This window comes from Mycolicibacter terrae (genome assembly GCF_010727125.1).
Lineage (GTDB): Bacteria > Actinomycetota > Actinomycetes > Mycobacteriales > Mycobacteriaceae > Mycobacterium > Mycobacterium terrae.
Genome location: NZ_AP022564.1, coordinates 3,596,344 through 3,613,600, shown reverse-complemented (window position 1 = coordinate 3,613,600; position 17,257 = coordinate 3,596,344). Strand labels below are relative to the sequence as shown.

Genomic DNA, 17,257 nt, shown 5'->3' with positions numbered 1-17,257 from the left:
AGCGCGATACCGATCCGCCACGCCGCGGTCTTGCCATATCCCAGCGGCGCCGTTCCGTCACCGTTTCCGCAACGGTAGCGGGACTCCCGACAAAGGTCGTCCGGCGATCGCGATATCGCCGCCGCTATCGAATCCGAACATCACACATACACGCCCCTGCGGTGCGGATGTGGCGGCTGTGACTGTCGAAGCCATGACAAGCAGGTCGCAGGCCGCGCAAGCCTTTGCGTAGGCTGGCGGAGTGCCATCCCCGCTTCTGACCGCCGAGTTCGCCCACGCGTTCCCCGAGCTGGCCACGCCGTGGCAGGCCGCCGCCCCGCCGGACCCGAAGCTGCTGGTGCTCAACGAACCGCTGGCCGTCGAACTGGGCCTCGACCCGGACTGGCTGGCAAGCCCCGACGGCCTGAAGCTGTTGACCGGTACCGGTATTCCCGAAGGCGCCACCCCGGTGTCGCAGGCCTACGCCGGGCACCAGTTCGGCAACTACGTCCCACTGCTCGGCGACGGGCGTGCGCTGCTACTCGGCGAACTGGGCGGCGACCACCGCCGCGACATCCAGCTCAAGGGCTCCGGGCCCACCCCGTACGCCCGCGGCGGCGACGGCCTGGCCGTCGTCGGCCCGATGCTGCGCGAATACGTGATCAGCGAAGCCATGCACGCCCTCGGTGTGCCCACCACCCGCTCGTTGGCCGTCGTCGCCACCGGAACCGCTGTGCAGCGTGAAGCGCCCCTGCCTGGGGCGGTGCTGACCCGCATCGCCGCAAGCCACCTGCGGGTGGGCAGCTTCCAGCTCGTCGCCCAGCAGGCCCGCGCCACCGGCGATCTGAGCCTGCTGCGCCGGCTGGCCGACTACGCCATCGCCCGGCACCACCCGGCGGCAGCGCAGGCCGAAAACCCTTACCTTGCACTGTTTCAGGCGGTTCTCGAGGCCCAGGCGTCGCTGATCGCGAAATGGATGCTGGTCGGATTCGTGCACGGGGTGATGAACACCGACAACATGACGATCTCCGGCGAGACCATCGACTACGGTCCGTGCGCGTTCATGGAGGCCTACGACCCGGCCACGGTGTTCAGCTCGATCGACTACGCCGGGCGCTACGCCTACGGCAACCAGCCACTGGTCGCGCAGTGGAACCTGGCCCGCTTCGCCGAGACGATCCTGCCGCTGTTCGCTGCCACCGAGGAGTTGGCTCTGTCGGTGGCGGTGGAAGCCCTGGAAGGGTTCATGCCGCGTTATCACGGCTTCTGGTCGGCCGGGATGCTGGTCAAGTTCGGGCTGACTGGCAGTGTGGAGGCCGCCGCGCTGATCGATCAGGCGCTGGCGCTGCTCAAGGGCAACGCCGTCGACTACACCTCGTTCTTCAGGGCGCTGGGCGCGGCGGGCCGCGGTGATACGCAAGGGGTGTTGGCCGACAACATCTTTGATGACTGGCTGGGGCGCTGGCGGTCGATGGAACCCGACGTCGACGCGATGGACCGGGTCAACCCGGTTTACATCCCGCGCAACCACCTGGTGGAGCAGGCGCTGACCGCGGCGATGCGCGGGGATCTCGCGCCGGTGCACACGCTGCTCGAGGTGCTCGCCGAACCGTATCGGGAGCGCGACGGCCTGCAGGAGTATGCCGCGCCGGCACCGCCGGAATTCGGGGAGTACCGGACATTCTGCGGGACGTGAGACTTATGGTGCGGTGGTGACCAGGGTCAGCTCCCACGCTGCCAGCCACGGCTTGATCAGCTGCGCGACGGAGTAGACATGGTCTCCATCGCAGGTCGGCTCGGAATAGTCCCCGTTGGACACCGCGATAAAGATCCCGACCGCTTCGGCGGTGCCGTCGGGTTGTAGCCGGTAGACCGGGCCGCCGGAGTCGCCGCAGCGGGCGGCCGCGGCGAACCGGATCTTGTTCTCCTCGCTGGCGGCCACCGGCCCGCACTCCGCGCCGCCGCTGCGGATACCGAAATGGCAGAGGGTGTCCCCGATTTCGACTCGATCGGCCAGACCGGTCACCGGATGGCCGTCGACCTCGGAGCTCAGCGGGATCTTGCCGGGGTCCAGGGCGATCAGCCCGATGTCGAAGTCGTTCCAGTTGTTGCCGTCGTAGATGCTTTCGGTGAAGGTGCCGACGATCGGGTACTTGTAGAGGCCACCGTGGCGGATGGCCACCGTCCCGGGACCGCCGGCCTTGTTGCAATGCCCGGCGGACAGCAGGGCCGGCCGGTCGTCCTTGGTGCGCACCAGAAATCCCGCCGTGCAGATGATGTTCTCGGGGTCATCGGCAGACGTGACGTCGATGCCGATCCCGGGGCCGATCGCCTTGGCCGTGGGGATCGGGCTCGGGTTGCGTATCGGGTGGGCGCGGCTGGCCCAGATGGTGCCCACCGAGATCGCGACGATGACGACGGCGATGGCCAGCCGCGTGATCAGGGCGCTGAGGGGAAGTTTTCGGGAGGCAGCCATGTCAGGTGTGCTCCCGGGATGCTCGTCGCGATGGAATGCATCGACTCTACCGAGGGGGTGGTAAATCGCGGCGCGGCCGCGGTTTCGGGAGGACAATGGCGGCTAAGGGGGACGCTCGGGAAGGACGACACGATGAGCACCTCGATTCACACCCAGCACACCACCCGGATGTTCGCCCGGGTGATCGGCCCGTTTCTGGCCGTTCTCTGTTTGACCGCCGCCGTGCAAGGCCCGCAGCTGTGGACGCGTGTCTCCGAAGCCGCGGACGATCCGTTGTGGGCGTGGGTTGCTGGTGCGTTCACCTTGCTGGCCGGCCTGGTGGTAATCGCGCTGCACCCGCACTGGCGCGGGGTGGCGGCGTTCAGCGTGTCGGCGCTGGGCTGGCTGACCGCGGTTAAAGGTGCGCTGCTGGTGGCGTTTCCAGCGACCGTCCTGTCGTTGCCGGCGGACTGGATGGGCGCGGTGAGCGTGTGGCGGATCGTCTATGTGGCGTTCGCGGTGCTGGGGCTGTATCTGGCGTATGTCGGGTGGGCGCCGGCGGCACGGGGTTCGGAGCCACGCGAGGGGAGTGCCGAGCGGGACTTGCCGCACGCAGCGTGAGGTTCTCTCGCCCTGTCCTTACCAGTTGCTTGGCGCGTAATCCTTGAGAAAACACCCGTGGAGATCCTCGCCGGCCTCCCCGCGCACGATCGGGTCATACACCCGGGCGGCGCCGTCGACCAGATCCAGCGGCGCGTGGAAACCCTCCTCGGCCAACCGCAGCTTGGTGGGGTGCGGGCGTTCATCGGTGATCCAGCCGGTGTCCACCGCGGTCATCAGGATCCCGTCGCTCTCCAGCATCTCCGCCGCGCTGGTGCGGGTGAGCATGTTCAGCGCGGCCTTGGCCATGTTGGTGTGCGGATGCCCCGAACCCTTGTAGCGGCGGGAAAACTGGCCCTCCATGGCCGACACATTCACCACATATTTACGACGCGCGGTGGACGCCGCCATCGCCGGACGCAGCCGGCTCACCAAAATGAACGGTGCGGTCTGATTGCACAGTTGCACCTCGAGCAACTCCAGGGCGTCGACCTCGTGCACGCGTTGGGTCCAGCTGTTGATCGCCGCGGTATCGGGCAGCAGCCCGCCCGCATCGATCGCTGTGCCGGCAGCGATGCGCGCCGGAGAGGCACTGCGGGCGGTCAAGGCCAGTTCGGTCAAGGCGTGCGGTGCCTGATGCTCGGCGAGGCTGCCCGCCAGCGCGGCCGGGTGGGCGTCGCTGACGTGATCGAAGGTGATCACGTCGACCAGCTCAGAGGCCGGGGTGCGCTCAGCCTCGACCAGAGCCGCGTACGAGCCGGGGGCGCGCCGCACCGTCTGCGCGGCGTTGTTGATCAGGATGTCCAGCGGTCCCTGGCCGGCCACCGTGTCGGCCAGGGCGACAACTTGCGCCGGGTCGCGCAGGTCGATGCCCACCACCTGCAGCCGGTGTAGCCAGTCGGCATGGTCGGGCATCGCAGCGAAGCGGCGCACCGCGTCGTTGGGGAAGCGGGTGGTGATGGTGGTGTGCGCGCCGTCGCGCAACAGCCGCAGCGCGATGTACATGCCGATCTTGGCGCGCCCGCCGGTGAGCAGGGCCCGCCGGCCGGTCAGGTCGGTGCGGGCCTCGCGTTTGGCCCGGCTGAAGGCGGCACAATCTGGGCAGAGCTGGTGATAGAACGCATCCACCTGCGTGTAGTGGGCCTTGCAGATGTAGCAGGCCCGGGAGCGGATCAGGGTGCCCGCCGACGCGCCCTTGGCGGCCGATACCAGTGGGATGCCTTGGGTCTCGTCGTCGATGCGGCCCGGGGCGCCGGTAGCGGTAGCGGCGACGACGGCCTTGTCCGCGGCGGCCACCGCATCGCGTTTGGCGTCACGGCGGGCCTTCTTTACCGCCTTGAACATCCGTGCGGTGGCGCGGCGCACGGTGATCGCATCGGGATGCTCCGGCGGCAGCGCATCGACCTCGGCGAGCACCTGAAGGCAGGTGGCGAGTTTGTCCGGGTCGATGGCGGTCACGCCTGGTAAGGGTACGGGGCCTAATCGGCGATGCCGATCAGGTCCGTTTCGGCTCGGTTCGAGAGCGTTACCGGGCCGGAGGGGTGTCGGACGTGGGTGCGCCGGGATCGAGCTTGTCGGCGCGTTCGTATTCGGAGTCCAATTCGCTGCGCGCGGTAGCCGCCTCACTGCGGTGTTGGTGAGCCTGGTGTTCCAGGCTCGCCGCTTGCGCTGCCAGCGCTTCGGATTCGGCTCGCATGGCGCGGCTCTTGGCCGCAATCTCCTCAGCGTGGGCTTCGCGCTGTCCCACCTCATGAGCCTGCTCGGCGGCTTTGTCGCGGATCTCCTCGGCCTGGCTGCGACGCCGCTCAGTGCGCTTGTTGCGCGCGATGAAGGCGACAGCGATCAGGACCAGGACGGCCACGATCGCGACGACAACGATGAGAATGATGGTGCTGCTACTCATTGCGGTTCCCTTTGCGTTGCTGGTAGACGGGCCGTCAGTAGTAATGACGGCGACCGCCCACCGGGCTGCCCATCCGTCCGGCCAGCATCAGCACGAGGCCGACGACGAGGAGAATGACCCCGATCACCACCATCAGGTGGGCGTAGGCGAAGGTCGGGATGAGAGCGGGCAGAACAAGACCGAGAATGATGAGGAGCACTCCGAGGGCAATCATGGCGGTTACTCGATTTCTGTGGAAGAGGGGCTAATAACTGTCGTTTCGCAGCATTCCCGGTTTCCGTCGCGCATAAACCCAGGTGACGAGCCGTCCGCGCAGTTGAAACACTTCGGCGGCTTGGCCGGTGGCGTCACTTCTTGCCGGGAATGACGATGCGCGGGTGATCCGCGACAACGCACGACCTGATCGGGGTGTCGGCACCGCCCTCTAAGCTGCTCGGCAATGCGACACAGGCGTCGTTGGTGGCGCCTTGCCTTAGGAGCCCGCGGTGATCGATGCCGACCGCTGTGACGACAAACCTTCCCGTGAATTCCGGTCGGGTGAACTCTTCGTGGCTGCACCGGCCGACGGCGGCGGCGGCCTTTCCAACGTGAGGGGGTTGCAGTGACCCCAACGCGGCCACTGGCCGTGCCCGCACACCGCCATCCCGTCGGTCCGTCGCCGGCCGGTGCGACCATGTAGCGATGACCGCAACGCTCGTCGCCAAGAATGTGGCCGGCGGCTTCGCCCACCGCACCTTGTTCGAGGGCTTGGACCTGACTGTGGCGCCGGGCGACGTCATCGGCGTGGTGGGCGCCAACGGCGCCGGCAAGAGCACCCTGCTGCGGATCCTGGCCGGAGACCTCGAGCCGCTACACGGTGCGGTCACCATCGCTCCGGCCGATGCGTTCGTCGGCTGGCTGCCGCAGGAGCACGAACGGGTGCCGCGGGAGACCGTCGCTGCCTATATCGCGCGCCGCACCGGCTGCGCTCAGGCCGCGCACGCCATGGATGCCGCGGCCGCGGCCCTGGCAGATCCGGATCAGCCTGCCGCGCCCACCGATCCGGCTGAGGGCTACTCCACGGCATTGGATCACTGGCTGGCCACCGGTGCGGCCGACCTCGACGACCGGCTACCGGCCGTGCTGGCCGACCTGGGACTGGACACCCAAGCCGTGCGGCCCGAGTCGACGCCGATGAGCGCCTTGTCGGGTGGGCAGGCAGCGCGGGTGGGCCTGGCGGCATTGCTGCTGTCGCGGTTCGACATCGTGTTGCTCGATGAGCCGACCAACGATCTCGACCTCGATGGGCTGGCCCGCCTGGAGCAGTTCGTCGCTGATCTTCGTGGCGGGGTGGTACTGGTCAGCCACGACCGGGAGTTCCTGTCCCGCAGCGTCACCCGGGTCCTCGAATTGGACCTGGCCCAGAACACCACCACCGTCTTCGGCGGCGGATACGACAGCTATCTCGAGGAGCGCGAGGTCGCACGCCGGCACCGGCGCGAACAGTACGAGGAGTTCGCCGAGAAGAAAGCGGACCTGGTGGCCCGCGCCCGCACGCAACGGGAATGGTCGAGCCAGGGAGTGCGCAACGCGATGCGCAAGGCACCGGACAACGACAAGAACCGGCGCCGCGCGGCCACCGAGTCCAGTGAGAAGCAGGCGCAGAAGGTGCGTCAGATGGAGAGCCGGATCGCCCGCCTCGAGGAGGTTGTCGAACCCCGCAAGGAATGGACCCTGCAATTCAGCATCGGCGCCGCGCCCCGGTCGAGTTCGGTCGTCGCAACCCTCGACAATGCTGTTGTGCGACAGGGCGATTTCGTCCTCGGACCGGTATCACTGCAGGTCGATGCCGGCGAGCGGATCGGCATCATCGGCCCCAACGGGGCAGGAAAGTCGACGTTGCTGCGGTTACTGCTCGGCCGTCAACAGCCCGATGCAGGCCGGGCAAGTCTGGGCGCCAACGTCGCCATCGGCGAAATCGATCAGGCGCGTGCCGATTTCACCGGCCCCGCCCGGCTGATCGATCGCTTCGAGCAGCGAGTGCCGTCCTGGCCGACCGCCGACGTGCGAACCCTGCTAGCCAAGTTCGGGCTGGCCGCCGACCACGTGGAACGCGCGGTCGACGACCTCTCGCCCGGGGAGCGCACCCGTGCCGGCTTGGCGTTGCTGCAGGCTCGTGGCACCAACGTGCTGGTCCTCGACGAACCGACGAACCATCTCGACCTGCCCGCCATCGAGCAACTTGAGCAGGCGCTGGAGAGCTATGACGGTGCGTTGTTGCTGGTCACCCATGACCGGCGGATGTTGCAGAACGTCCGGTTGGACCGCTCCTGGCTGGTCGAGAACGGCCACGTCGCGGAGCGGTAGCAATGAGGAGTGTGCCTCAGTACCCCGAGGCCACATTCTCCGTCGCCCAACGCTTCTCGGCCTCCGACCCGCCCGGCGGCGGGATCAGCCCGTTGATCATCCACAGGTCTTCGCTGGTCTCGTCGACGTGGAACTCCCAGTGCAGACCCGGATGCCGCTCCAGGAACGGCAACAGAATCTTTCTGATCCCCCCGGCGATCCGCTGCCGGGTCTCCTTGTCGCCGGCGCGCCGGGCGATGTGATCGATGACGATGCGCACCCCGACCGGGGTCGGCTCACCACCGACATACAGATCCTCGGGAGCCGTCTCCTGGAACAGCGTGACCACGTAGAAACGCGGCAGCCCGACCCGCTCGTAGTGATCGGTGATGCGCGAGGCCAGCTTGCGCTTCTCCGCGGCGCTGAAGATTCCGGGGGTGTGGTGAATCGTCCACAGCGGCATGGCGGTTCCGTTCTCGACCTGCCGGCGTTCAGACCGGCAGGGTGACGGCCAGGTTTTCCACCGGGCCCGACAGGGCGGCCTTGACGTCGACGCTGATGTCATCGGCGAGCACCTCGAGAGCCCCGTCCTCCACGCCGTCGACGATGCGGCGGGCGACCTCGGCCGCGCTGGTCTTGTCCGCGGCGATGTCCGAGACCATGTCGGTGTCGATGAACCCGGCGTGCACGCCGACCACCTGCGTGCGCTGCGCCGCCAGCTCGGAGCGCAGCGAGTTGGTCGCCGACCAGATGGCGGCCTTGGACGCCCCGTAAGCCCCGGCGCCGCCCAGCCACGACAGCACCGAATGCATGTTGACCAACGCTCCGCCGCCGTTGGCCGCCAGGATCGGGGCGAAGGCGCGGGCGACGCGCAGCGGCCCGAACACGTTGATGTCGAACGTGTCGGTCAGCTCGTCGAACCCGGCGCCCAGCAGTGAGCCGGGGTGCAGGATGCCGGCGTTGTTGAACACGATCTCGGCGTCCGCGGCGGTGCGCGCCAGCGCGGCCACCGACTCGGCCGAGCGCACATCGAGGGCATGGGGCACCACCTGGGGCCTGTCATCGGTGAATGCCGATCGGCCGGTCGAGTACACCTTGGCCGCCCCGCGGGCCAGCACCTCGTCGACCAGTGCCGCGCCGAGCCCGCGGCGTCCCCCGGTGACGACAACCACCTTTCCTTGTACTGCGACCATCTCGACACCCTCTTCCGGCTAGATAACGAATACGTTAGTCAGATGGAACCACGAATTGCTGGATAACGCAAGCGTTAGTCACGTAGGATGTCGGCATGGAGTTCGAACCCCGCCTGCGCGACCGCACCCGATGGTCGATCGGGGAGGGCTGCTCGATGACGAAGCTGCTCAACGTGCTGAGCACCAAGACGGCATTTTTGGCGCTGCGCGAATGCTTCTACGGCACCACCCGGTTCGAGGACTTCACCGAGCGGATCGGGGCCTCCGCGCCGGCCGTGTCCCGGGCGCTCAAGCAGCTCGAAGCCGCCCAGATCATCACCCGGGTGCCGTATCAGGAATGCGGCAAACGCGCCCACGACGAGTATCGGCTGACCCCGGCCGGGGAGGATCTGCTGCCGGTCCTGGTGGCGCTGGTGCAGTGGGGCGACAAATACCTGCAGGACAGTGGCCCGCCGCTGGAACTCGTCGCCGCCGGCACCCAACGCCGCATCGGGGTGCGCGTCACCGACGACCTTGACACCCCGTCGATCGAACCCGAAGACATCCAGATCCGGCTGCCTGCCAGGCGCCGCTCACCCTGAGCTGTCCGACCCCGCTCGTAGCGTGCAGGCCATGAACGCGTTGACCGCGAGGGCCCGCACGGCACTGCGTTCCGGCGCCGGGCCCGTCGTCGCCCTGCTGTTGGTCGCCGCACTGTGCGGGTCGGGCGGGTTGTGCGTCGCCGTCCTGGCCCTGGCCGCCCTCGGATTCGCCGGCTACCTGCTGGCGCTATGGATCCGGGAACAACGGGCGGTGGCCGCGCGGCGCCGCGAGGAGCTCCGGGAGCGCGCCGACCAGCAGCACCGCTGGGCGTTGCGTGGTGACAGCAGAGGCCTCTACGGAGTCGACGGCGCCGAGCTGATGCGCCAGCTCGCCCCCGACACGACCCCGGCCGACGACCCTGCCGACGACACCGACGAAGAGCAGCGGATCGCCGCGGTCGCCTACACCCCCGAGGGCCTGGACGCCCTGTTGACCGAACGACCGGCCTGCTGGCGGTACGCGGTCTTCGTCTCGGTGCTGGTGCAGCGGTACGCGGCACTGCAAGCACGCCTGCGCGATCAACAACTCGGCTACGCCCCGCACCGAGGCCCACGCATCCACACCGATCTTCAGCTGGGGCAGTACCTGGTTGACCTCCTCGACCAGATGCTCGCGCTGATAACCCGGGCTGAGGAGTTGATGCTCAGCCCGGCCTTCACCCGGATGTTCGGAGATCCCACCGATGAGGGCACCGCTGACGCCGAGGCCATCATGCATGCCGCGCACCGGCTGATGGATCTGCACGAACGACTGCTGAGCCTGGCCGAACGCTGTCGCGGCGCCAACGCACCGGGCGAACACGCCGATGTCGTGCGCGATTGCGCTCGGGTGCTGGACGTTCCGCTGGAGGGCTACCGCCGCTTCATCGACGAATTCGTCGTGCGCGTCGGCGAGCTGCCCGACGTACTGCCCTATGCCCGCGGCACCGTTGCGATGGACCCCGTCCTGCTCGAAATGGCCGACAACGACCGGCTTCTCGACAAAGCCTTCGCCGGGCTCGCCACGTTGGCACCCCACGCCCACTAACACCGAGGCGCCACCAAAACCCTTGCCGCTGCCCCCAATAGACCATCCGGTAATGTTCGGCAAATAACCCATCGGCGAAGGGGCGCCCCAGATGGTGGCATCCGACCAGGTGGCCGGCCGATCCTCGGCTGCCGTCTCGGAGTGGTTGCGCGACCCGGGCCGGCTGCTGTGGACGATCGCCGCGCTGTGCTGGGTGGCGCTGCTGGCATCCGGACATCACCATGACGGCCTCATCTCCGGGGGTAACCGGCCGGAATCGGCTGCGGGCATTGCGGTCTCCGTTGCGTTGCTGGCCGCTGCCTGGCTCGAGATGACCGCGGCGATGATGTTGCCGACGACCATTCCGATGGTGCGGATGTTCACCGTCGTCAGCGCCCGCGCGCCGCGCACCGCCGCGGTGCGTACCGCCTTTCTCGCCGGCTACCTGGCGCTGTGGCTGGCGTTCGCGCTGGCCGCGGTCGCCGTGGCGACGGTGCTGCGGGCCTGGACGCCACCGGAGCAGCTGAGCTGGATCGCCGCCCGGCCGCATCTGGTGCTCGCCGCGGTGCTCGCGATCGCCGGCGTCTTCCAACTCACCCCGCTCAAGGACCGCTGCCTGACCCAGTGCCGCGATCCCCGGGCCTTCCTGTTCGCGCACTACCGCCGCGGTGTCGCGGGCGCCTGGAACCTGGGGCTGCGCCACGGCCTGTCGTGTCTGGGCTGCTGCTGGGCGTTGATGCTGATCATGTTCGGCACCGGACTGGGCAACGTGCTGGCCATGCTGGCGCTCACCGCGGTGATGCTGATCGAGAAGACCGCATCCTGGGGCCGGCGCATCGTCACGCCACTGGGGATCGGCCTACTGGCCGCGGCGGCGTTGGTCGGCCTGTTCGGAAACCAGCTGCCCGGCTGGGGATTGTATGAACCCCTGCAGTCATCGACCGGCACGCACCACCACTGAAAAGGAGATCGCCGTGGGATACCAGTTGAACGGACGGATGGCCGAGGTCTGCAGCTGCCGCTCCCTGTGCCCGTGCACCATCGGGGAGAACGCCGACGGCAACAACTGCGGGTTCAACTGGGTGTTCCACATCGACCGCGGCCAGATCAACGACGTCGACGTCTCCGGGCTCAACCTGGGACTGCTGGGGCATCATGCCGACAACATCTTCGACGTCAACACCCGGGTGTTCGTCATCGTCGACGACCGCGCCGACGACGCCCAGCAGAACGCGCTGGTGGCCGCCTTCACCGGCCAGGAGGGCGGGCCGCTGGCCGATTTGGCCGGCCTGGTCAAAGAGATCGTCGGCACGACCCGGGCACCGATCGAGTTCGACGTCGACAAGGGCAGCGGATATTTCAAGGTCGACGGGGTGTTCGAAGCCGAGGTCGCCGGCTTCACCGCCAAGGACGGATCGCACACCACCTTGAACAACACCGCGCTCGGTCACGTCTATGGTGCCCTGACCTACCCGGGCAAGGTGATTCGGCACCGGGTGACCGAGACCGAACACGGACTGCAGTTCCGGGGCCGCCAGTCGACCCAGACCGAGTTCAGCTTCGCCTCCTGACGCCGTGGACCTCTACGAGACGCACCTGACCCGACGTGAGCTGGTCGCCGAAGACACCATGGCGTTCCATTTCGCCCGGCCCGCAGGCTATGACTACCAAGCGGGCCAGTCGTGTCAGCTGACGCTGATCGACCCGCCGACGACCGACGACAAGGGTTCGACCCGCGAATTCACCATCGCCAGCGCCCCGCACGAAGCCGAGTTGATGGTCGCAATGCGGCTGCGGGACAGCGCGTTCAAACAGGTGCTCCGTGACGCGCCGATCGGGACCGCGGTGCAGATCAGCGAAGCCGACGGCGACCTGATCCTGCACCGCGACGCCGCCCGCCCGGCCGTGCTGATCGCCGGCGGTATCGGCATCACACCGTTCCTGTCGATGGTGCGACAGGCCGCGCGGGCGTCATTGGTGCATCCGATCTTCCTGTTCTACTCCAACTGGCGACCCGAACTCGCCGCGTTCCTGCCCGAACTCGAAGAGCTGCAACAGTCGCATCCGCCCTACCGGTTGATCGCAACCATGACCGACCCGGCCGCCTCGGCGCAGCCGTGGTCGGGCCAGACCGGTGTCATCGACGCCGACCTGCTCAAGGGGCATCTGCCAGACCTCACCAGCCCGATCTACTACGTGGCCGGGCCGCCGCCGATGACGCTGGCGATGCTGGACCTGCTGCAGGATCTCGGCGTCGACGACGACGCGATCAAGTCATCCGAGTTCTACGGCTACTGACCCGGGCTACTGTCGGCAGCCATGACCCACCCGGTGCGTTACCGACCCGGCGACGCGCTGCTGGCGCTGCACCGCCGCCGCGGCCCGATGGTCGACGCCGGGATCGGCCGCCACGGCTACGTCTACCTCTTCGGCGCCCAGGCCAACAAATTCGTCTTCGCCAACTCCGACGCCTTCAACTGGTGGGAGGCCTTTCAGGTGCTGGTGCCCATCGATGGGCCGACCGCGCTGATCGTCAGCGACGGGGCCGATCACCGTCGCCGCCGCAGCCTGGTCCAACCGGCATTCCACCACCGCCACATCGCCAACTATCTGCAGATCATGGCGGCCAACGCCGACGCCGTCATCGACTCCTGGCGCCCCGGCGACCCGGTAGACATCTTCGCGCAGCTGCGCTCGGCGATCCGGCGCAGCGCCATCGAATCACTGTTCGGCCAGCGCATGGCCGGGCACACCGACTTCCTCGGCGAGCAACTGCAACCGCTGATGGACCTGACCAGCCGACTGCCCCAGGTGCTGCGGGCCGAGCAACGGTTGCGCTCCCCGGCGTGGCGGCGCGCGATGGCCGCCAAGGCCCGCGTCGATGAGCTGATCTACGCCGAGATCGCCCGCGCCCGAGCCCATCCCGACGCCGACGACAACGTGCTGACCACCCTGATTAACGGCCGCACCGAGGACGGGCAGGCGTTGCGCGACGACGAGATCCGCGACCAGGTCGTCTCGCTGATCGCTGCCGGCTACGAAACGACCAGCGCGGCGATGGGCTGGGTGGTCTACACCCTGCTGAGCACTCCCGGGGTGTGGGAGACCGCCGCCGCCGAAGTCAAAAGCGTGGCAGGGGAGCGGGCGCCGGATGCCGCCGATCTGAACGCCCTGACCTACCTCAACGGTGTCGTGCACGAGACGCTGCGGCTCTACCCGCCCGCGGTGATCTCCGCGCGCAAGGTCACCCGCGACCTGACGTTCGCCGGCCGGCGCATCCACGCCGGACGCACCCTGGTGTTCAGCCCGTATGTCACCCACCGACTTCCTGAGCTGTGGGCCGACCCGTTGGACTTCCAGCCGCGCCGGTGGGACCCCGCCTCCCCGCTCTACCGCCGGCCGGCGCCGTATGAGTTCCTGCCGTTCGGCGGTGGAACACACCGCTGCATCGGGTCGGGTTTCGCCACCGCCGAGTTGACCGTGATGCTGGCCAGGCTGCTGGCCAAAACCGAGCTGACCCTGCCTGACCAGCGTATTCGTGCCGGTGGCTATGCCGCCCTGCAGCCGCGCGACGGCCTGATCGTCCACGTTCGTGGACTTCGGTAAACCCCTGCTCTGTGGTGCGTCGGCATGGACTGGCTTTTCACGCCGACATATGATGTGGTGTAGGCCACGTTGAAAATTGGATGTGACGCTTACCACAGGAGGCTACGGTAATGACGGCTTTCTTGAGCACCTTGGGCATCACCGCGGCCACCGCGACCATCGGCGCCGGCCTGATGGGCCAGACGACGGTGGCATTGTGCGTCGGCCTGGTTTCGTCGGCGTTCTTCGCCGGCCGGATGTGCTGATTTCGACACGAATCCGGGGCACCCGCCGGTAGGCGTGGCAGTCTCATCCGCGTGCCGGTTTCCCTCCCCGAACATCCGCGATTCGCCAGCCCCTCCGAGCGCCACGTCTACCAGGCGCTGATCGACCAGTTGCAAGACGGCGACGTGGTGGTCGCCGGTCAGCGCGTCACCGACCATCTCAAGGACCACGAGATCGACTTCGTGGTCGCGATTGAGGGTGCCGGCATCATCAGCATCGAGGTCAAGGGCGGTGAGGTCTGGCACGACGGGGCCGGGTGGCGTCAATTGCGCGGCGGCCGGGAGTACCGCATCGAACCGGTACGCCAGGCGCGCGAGGCCTGTTACGCACTGCGGGACTACATCGAGCACGACCCGCGCTGGACGCAGGACCGGCCGCGCTGGGATCACATCGTGGCGTTGCCGCACACCGAGCTGCCCGACGACTTCGAACTGCCGGAGTGCCCGCGCTGGAAGGTGATCGACCGCAATGACCTGCCGCAGCTGGTGTCCAAGCTGCGACACGTGCTCATCCGCCAGGAGCTGGACCGCCCGCTGCTGACCGCCGACGGCATCGACCAATTCCGCACCGCGCTCAGCGGTCGCGGGCTGCCGCAGCGCGATGTGGTGGCCCGCGCCCTGGCCAACGACAGCGCCGCCGACGCCCTCACCGAACAGCAGGCCGTGATCCTGGAAGCGATCCGGCTACTGAACCGGGTACAGGTGCGCGGCAGCGCCGGCAGCGGCAAGACCTACCTGGCCGTCGAGCAGGCCCGACGGCTCGCCTCCGAGGGGAAACGTGTTGCGCTGCTGTGCTATTCGCACGGGCTGGCCTCCTACCTCAAGCGCCTCACCGGGGCGTGGCGCCGCCGCCAGCAGCCCGCCTACGTCGGTGAATTCCACTCACTGGGCGTGGCGTGGGGCGCACCCGACGGGCCGAGCCACTCAGCGGATTCGGTGCGGTTCTGGGAGGAGCAGCTTCCGCAGCAGATGCTGGCGTTGGCGGAGAACCTCGATGACGGCCAACGGTTCGACGCGGTGGTGGTCGACGAGGCGCAGGACTTCGCCGACGCCTGGTGGGATCCGGTGCTGGCCTCGCTGCGTGACGACGAGGAGGGCGGGCTGTTCGTGTTCAGCGACGAAGGCCAGCGGGTCTTCGACCGGCAGGGCACCCCGCCGGTGCCGCTGGTCTCGCTGGTGCTGGACCGCAACCTGCGCAACACCCGCCAGATCGCCACCACGTTTCAGCCGCTGGTGGACCACCCGATCCGGTTCCTGGGCGCCGACGGGCCGGAGGTGCGGTTCGTGCCGTGCCGTCGCGAAGAGGCGGTGAACACTGGTGATGATCAGGTCGAGAAGCTGCTCGACGACGGCTGGCGTCCCGAGGACGTGGTGCTGCTGACCACCGGTAGCCGCCACCCCGAGCAGGTCGCCCGCCAGGAGCAGGGCGACCAGGCCTACTGGGACAGTTTCTGGGATGCCGATCAGGTCTTCTACGGACATGTGCTGGGCTTCAAGGGATTAGAGCGCCGGGCAGTGGTGCTCGTCGTGGACGCCAGCGGGCCGATCGAACGGGCCCGAGAACGGCTCTACGTCGGGTTGTCGCGGGCCCGGGATGAACTCGTGGTCTGCGGTGACCCGGACTTCATCGCCGAGGTGGGCGGACCGGCTTTGGCGCGGAAGTTGGGAATCGGGTAGCGCTCACGGCTTTCCCAGTGACTACTCGGGCCGAGCCGTCTGCGCCAAACTCTGCGCCAACCGAATGGAGGCGGCATGGGAAACCGGACGAACTTCGTCGTCGTCGAGAACCAAGCATGCGGCGCCGGCGTCGGCTCGAATTCCAGAGCGTGATATCATCGCATGGCTCTTGCTATCATTGGTGGTATGAAGCAGCTCCTGCTGCGGGTTCCCGAGGACCTGCACCACCGACTGATGGCCCGCGCGGCGCGGGAGGGCCGCAGCCTCAACGCGTTGGCCACCCAGATCCTCGATGCGGCGGCCGAAGCGGATTCCGGTGACCGCCGCGCGCAGGTGCGCGCCGCCGCGGCCGCATCCGGCGCGCTGCACACGGTGACCGCACGCCCGGTGAGTGCGGCCCGCCGACAGCGGGCCATCGCCTCGACTCGTGGCCTCGGAGCGCAGCTTGACCGTCTGCTCGACGAGGAACGCGAAAGGCCGTGATCGCCTACTTGGACTCCTCGGTCCTGGCGCGTGCCTATCTCGTCGACGAGGACGGTCATGAGCAGGCGACTGCTTTGCTCGCTGACCCTGACATCGCCACCGTCACCGGTACCTGGACACGCATCGAGGTTTCCGGCGCGCTGGTTCGCGCGGCGCGCGCGGGCCGTGCCGACGAAAAGGGGCTCCTGGCGGCGCTGGACGCCGATCTTGCCGGAGCGGTCGTCGTGCTGGCCGCACCGCAGCAGCAGGTGGAGCACGACGCCTTGGACCTGGTGCGCCGGCACGCCCTACGTGCCATGGACGCCTGGCACTTGGCGGTCGCGGCGTTGGTCGTTCCGCCGCTGTTGGACCCCGGCGAGCAGCGCGGGTTCGCCTCACGAGACGCCGCGCAGCGCCGGGTCGCCGAACATCTGGGCTTCGTGGCGATCTAGCCTGGCGCGACCTGCCGACACGAAGGGGTCACCGGGTCGCACATCACCGGCAGTGTGGTCCAGCCGCCGTAGGTGCTCGGCACATTCCAGGTCGGCATCAGCGGGCCGTCGTAGTACGGGTTGGGCATGTACTGGCAGGTGTCGTAGGCCGCGCACGGCGGCGGCGACTGGGCCCACGCGACCGCCGGAACGGCCAGCCCCAGCCCGAACACCGCCAGCGCGGCGAGCAGGTATCTCATGTACCCACGGTGGCATGGGGTACCGACAACTATCGTCGGACGATGACCGTCGAACAGCGACTGGCAGCCCTCGAACAGATCGAGGCGATCAAGGCCCTCAAACACCGCTACTTCCGCGCCTGCGACGCCAAGGACCCCGACACCTTCCGGGCCTGCTTCATCGCGTCCGGCGCCGACGTCGACTACGGCCCGCTGGGCGGCTTCACCGACGCCGATGAGATCGCCGAGACGTTTCGCCGCATCGCGCTGCACACCGTCGACGGCAAACACGTCATCTTGGACATGCACCACGCGATGCACCCGGACATCACCATCACCGGCCCCGGCCGGGCGAGTGGCCGCTGGACGCTGAAGTTTCGGCAGCTCAACCTGATTGAGCGCACCGAGCGACTGCTCACCGGCGAATACGACGACGACTACGTCATCGAGGACGGAATCTGGAAGATGTCACGCAGCCATTTCCGCCAGCTGTGGTCGATGGTCCGCCCGCTGGTCGACGCCGTGGTGGAGGCCTGA

21 protein-coding genes are annotated in these 17,257 nt (G+C 68.0%); 14 read left to right on the top strand and 7 right to left on the bottom strand.

The features are described 5' to 3' along the window. The first annotated feature begins 241 nt into the window (after nt 1-241). Nucleotides 242-1,675 (top strand): protein adenylyltransferase SelO, encoded by a 1,434-nt coding sequence (locus G6N23_RS17140; protein ID WP_085259776.1) that lies wholly within the window; start codon nt 242-244, stop codon nt 1,673-1,675. 3 nt (nt 1,676-1,678) lie between these two features. Here G6N23_RS17140 and G6N23_RS17135 read toward each other — a convergent pair whose 3' ends face one another. Beyond that, the gene (locus G6N23_RS17135) at nt 1,679-2,455 is read right to left on the bottom strand and encodes a chymotrypsin family serine protease (protein WP_085259777.1); all 777 of its coding nucleotides are present in this window, start codon (nt 2,453-2,455) and stop codon (nt 1,679-1,681) included. Nucleotides 2,456-2,587: 132 nt separating this feature from the next. Here G6N23_RS17135 and G6N23_RS17130 point away from each other — a divergent pair, with 132 nt between their 5' ends. Further along, entirely contained in the window at nt 2,588-3,055 is a 468-nt protein-coding gene (locus G6N23_RS17130; protein ID WP_085259778.1) for a hypothetical protein, read from the top strand. 18 nt (nt 3,056-3,073) lie between these two features. Here G6N23_RS17130 and G6N23_RS17125 read toward each other — a convergent pair whose 3' ends face one another. The 3 genes from G6N23_RS17125 to G6N23_RS17115 form a co-directional block, all read right to left on the bottom strand. Further along, complete coding sequence (locus G6N23_RS17125) at nt 3,074-4,492, bottom strand: SDR family oxidoreductase (RefSeq protein ID WP_085259779.1); 1,419 nt, start codon at nt 4,490-4,492, stop codon at nt 3,074-3,076. Between the two features lie 67 nt (nt 4,493-4,559). Further along, a complete protein-coding gene (locus G6N23_RS17120; protein WP_085259780.1) occupies nt 4,560-4,937 on the bottom strand; it encodes a hypothetical protein in 378 nt (125 codons plus the stop codon). Nucleotides 4,938-4,971: 34 nt separating this feature from the next. After that, nucleotides 4,972-5,151, bottom strand: a complete 180-nt coding sequence (locus G6N23_RS17115; protein ID WP_085259781.1) for a DUF6131 family protein — start codon at nt 5,149-5,151, stop codon at nt 4,972-4,974. A 467-nt stretch (nt 5,152-5,618) separates the two neighbouring features. On the opposite strand from G6N23_RS17115, the gene G6N23_RS17110 reads away from it, so the two are divergent. Then, entirely contained in the window at nt 5,619-7,283 is a 1,665-nt protein-coding gene (locus G6N23_RS17110) for an ABC-F family ATP-binding cassette domain-containing protein (protein WP_085259782.1), read from the top strand. Between the two features lie 16 nt (nt 7,284-7,299). On the opposite strand, the gene G6N23_RS17105 is transcribed toward G6N23_RS17110, so the two are convergent. Then, entirely contained in the window at nt 7,300-7,725 is a 426-nt protein-coding gene (locus tag G6N23_RS17105; RefSeq protein WP_085259783.1) for a tautomerase family protein, read from the bottom strand. A 28-nt stretch (nt 7,726-7,753) separates the two neighbouring features. After that, nucleotides 7,754-8,455, bottom strand: coding sequence for an SDR family oxidoreductase (locus G6N23_RS17100; protein WP_085259784.1), 702 nt, complete (start codon nt 8,453-8,455; stop codon nt 7,754-7,756). A gap of 95 nt (nt 8,456-8,550) precedes the next feature. Here G6N23_RS17100 and G6N23_RS17095 point away from each other — a divergent pair, with 95 nt between their 5' ends. From G6N23_RS17095 to G6N23_RS17055, 10 genes are all read left to right on the top strand, one after another. After that, complete coding sequence (locus G6N23_RS17095; RefSeq protein WP_085259785.1) at nt 8,551-9,036, top strand: winged helix-turn-helix transcriptional regulator; 486 nt, start codon at nt 8,551-8,553, stop codon at nt 9,034-9,036. A gap of 31 nt (nt 9,037-9,067) precedes the next feature. Beyond that, entirely contained in the window at nt 9,068-10,063 is a 996-nt protein-coding gene (locus G6N23_RS17090; RefSeq protein ID WP_085259786.1) for a hypothetical protein, read from the top strand. Nucleotides 10,064-10,154: 91 nt separating this feature from the next. Next, nucleotides 10,155-11,003, top strand: a complete 849-nt coding sequence (locus G6N23_RS17085) for a DUF2182 domain-containing protein (protein ID WP_085259787.1) — start codon at nt 10,155-10,157, stop codon at nt 11,001-11,003. A 13-nt stretch (nt 11,004-11,016) separates the two neighbouring features. Then, a complete protein-coding gene (locus G6N23_RS17080) occupies nt 11,017-11,613 on the top strand; it encodes a DUF1326 domain-containing protein (RefSeq protein WP_157997507.1) in 597 nt (198 codons plus the stop codon). A 4-nt stretch (nt 11,614-11,617) separates the two neighbouring features. Beyond that, nucleotides 11,618-12,340 (top strand): ferredoxin--NADP reductase, encoded by a 723-nt coding sequence (locus tag G6N23_RS17075; RefSeq protein ID WP_197701536.1) that lies wholly within the window; start codon nt 11,618-11,620, stop codon nt 12,338-12,340. 21 nt (nt 12,341-12,361) lie between these two features. Further along, the gene (locus G6N23_RS17070; protein WP_085259789.1) at nt 12,362-13,648 is read left to right on the top strand and encodes a cytochrome P450; all 1,287 of its coding nucleotides are present in this window, start codon (nt 12,362-12,364) and stop codon (nt 13,646-13,648) included. A 110-nt stretch (nt 13,649-13,758) separates the two neighbouring features. Further along, complete coding sequence (locus tag G6N23_RS22440) at nt 13,759-13,893, top strand: hypothetical protein (RefSeq protein WP_264069718.1); 135 nt, start codon at nt 13,759-13,761, stop codon at nt 13,891-13,893. Nucleotides 13,894-13,944: 51 nt separating this feature from the next. Next, entirely contained in the window at nt 13,945-15,588 is a 1,644-nt protein-coding gene (locus G6N23_RS17065) for an NERD domain-containing protein (protein WP_085259790.1), read from the top strand. Between the two features lie 186 nt (nt 15,589-15,774). Beyond that, nucleotides 15,775-16,071, top strand: coding sequence for a FitA-like ribbon-helix-helix domain-containing protein (locus G6N23_RS17060; protein ID WP_109560184.1), 297 nt, complete (start codon nt 15,775-15,777; stop codon nt 16,069-16,071). Next, complete coding sequence (locus tag G6N23_RS17055) at nt 16,068-16,502, top strand: type II toxin-antitoxin system VapC family toxin (protein WP_085259792.1); 435 nt, start codon at nt 16,068-16,070, stop codon at nt 16,500-16,502. The genes G6N23_RS17060 and G6N23_RS17055 overlap by 4 nt, the downstream gene beginning before the upstream one ends. Here G6N23_RS17055 and G6N23_RS17050 read toward each other — a convergent pair. Continuing rightward, the gene (locus tag G6N23_RS17050; protein ID WP_234808510.1) at nt 16,499-16,741 is read right to left on the bottom strand and encodes a hypothetical protein; all 243 of its coding nucleotides are present in this window, start codon (nt 16,739-16,741) and stop codon (nt 16,499-16,501) included. The genes G6N23_RS17055 and G6N23_RS17050 overlap by 4 nt on opposite strands. Nucleotides 16,742-16,783: 42 nt before the next feature. Between G6N23_RS17050 and G6N23_RS17045 the strand changes: the two genes are divergently transcribed. Further along, nucleotides 16,784-17,257 (top strand): nuclear transport factor 2 family protein, encoded by a 474-nt coding sequence (locus G6N23_RS17045; RefSeq protein WP_085259793.1) that lies wholly within the window; start codon nt 16,784-16,786, stop codon nt 17,255-17,257.

Excerpts from the sequence above, each read along its gene's own strand:
- G6N23_RS22440 (WP_264069718.1), top strand. The coding sequence starts at position 13,759 with ATGACGGCTTTCTTGAGCACCTTGGGCATCACCGCGGCCACCGCGACC.
- G6N23_RS17135 (WP_085259777.1), bottom strand. The coding sequence starts at position 2,455 with ATGGCTGCCTCCCGAAAACTTCCCCTCAGCGCCCTGATCACGCGGCTG.
- G6N23_RS17130 (WP_085259778.1), top strand. The coding sequence starts at position 2,588 with ATGAGCACCTCGATTCACACCCAGCACACCACCCGGATGTTCGCCCGG.
- G6N23_RS17050 (WP_234808510.1), bottom strand. The coding sequence starts at position 16,741 with ATGAGATACCTGCTCGCCGCGCTGGCGGTGTTCGGGCTGGGGCTGGCC.
- G6N23_RS17115 (WP_085259781.1), bottom strand. The coding sequence starts at position 5,151 with ATGATTGCCCTCGGAGTGCTCCTCATCATTCTCGGTCTTGTTCTGCCC.
- G6N23_RS17110 (WP_085259782.1), top strand. The coding sequence starts at position 5,619 with ATGACCGCAACGCTCGTCGCCAAGAATGTGGCCGGCGGCTTCGCCCAC.
- G6N23_RS17120 (WP_085259780.1), bottom strand. The coding sequence starts at position 4,937 with ATGAGTAGCAGCACCATCATTCTCATCGTTGTCGTCGCGATCGTGGCC.
- G6N23_RS17085 (WP_085259787.1), top strand. The coding sequence starts at position 10,155 with ATGGTGGCATCCGACCAGGTGGCCGGCCGATCCTCGGCTGCCGTCTCG.
- G6N23_RS17105 (WP_085259783.1), bottom strand. The coding sequence starts at position 7,725 with ATGCCGCTGTGGACGATTCACCACACCCCCGGAATCTTCAGCGCCGCG.
- G6N23_RS17100 (WP_085259784.1), bottom strand. The coding sequence starts at position 8,455 with ATGGTCGCAGTACAAGGAAAGGTGGTTGTCGTCACCGGGGGACGCCGC.
- G6N23_RS17060 (WP_109560184.1), top strand. The coding sequence starts at position 15,775 with ATGAAGCAGCTCCTGCTGCGGGTTCCCGAGGACCTGCACCACCGACTG.
- G6N23_RS17045 (WP_085259793.1), top strand. The coding sequence starts at position 16,784 with ATGACCGTCGAACAGCGACTGGCAGCCCTCGAACAGATCGAGGCGATC.
- G6N23_RS17095 (WP_085259785.1), top strand. The coding sequence starts at position 8,551 with ATGGAGTTCGAACCCCGCCTGCGCGACCGCACCCGATGGTCGATCGGG.
- G6N23_RS17090 (WP_085259786.1), top strand. The coding sequence starts at position 9,068 with ATGAACGCGTTGACCGCGAGGGCCCGCACGGCACTGCGTTCCGGCGCC.
- G6N23_RS17070 (WP_085259789.1), top strand. The coding sequence starts at position 12,362 with ATGACCCACCCGGTGCGTTACCGACCCGGCGACGCGCTGCTGGCGCTG.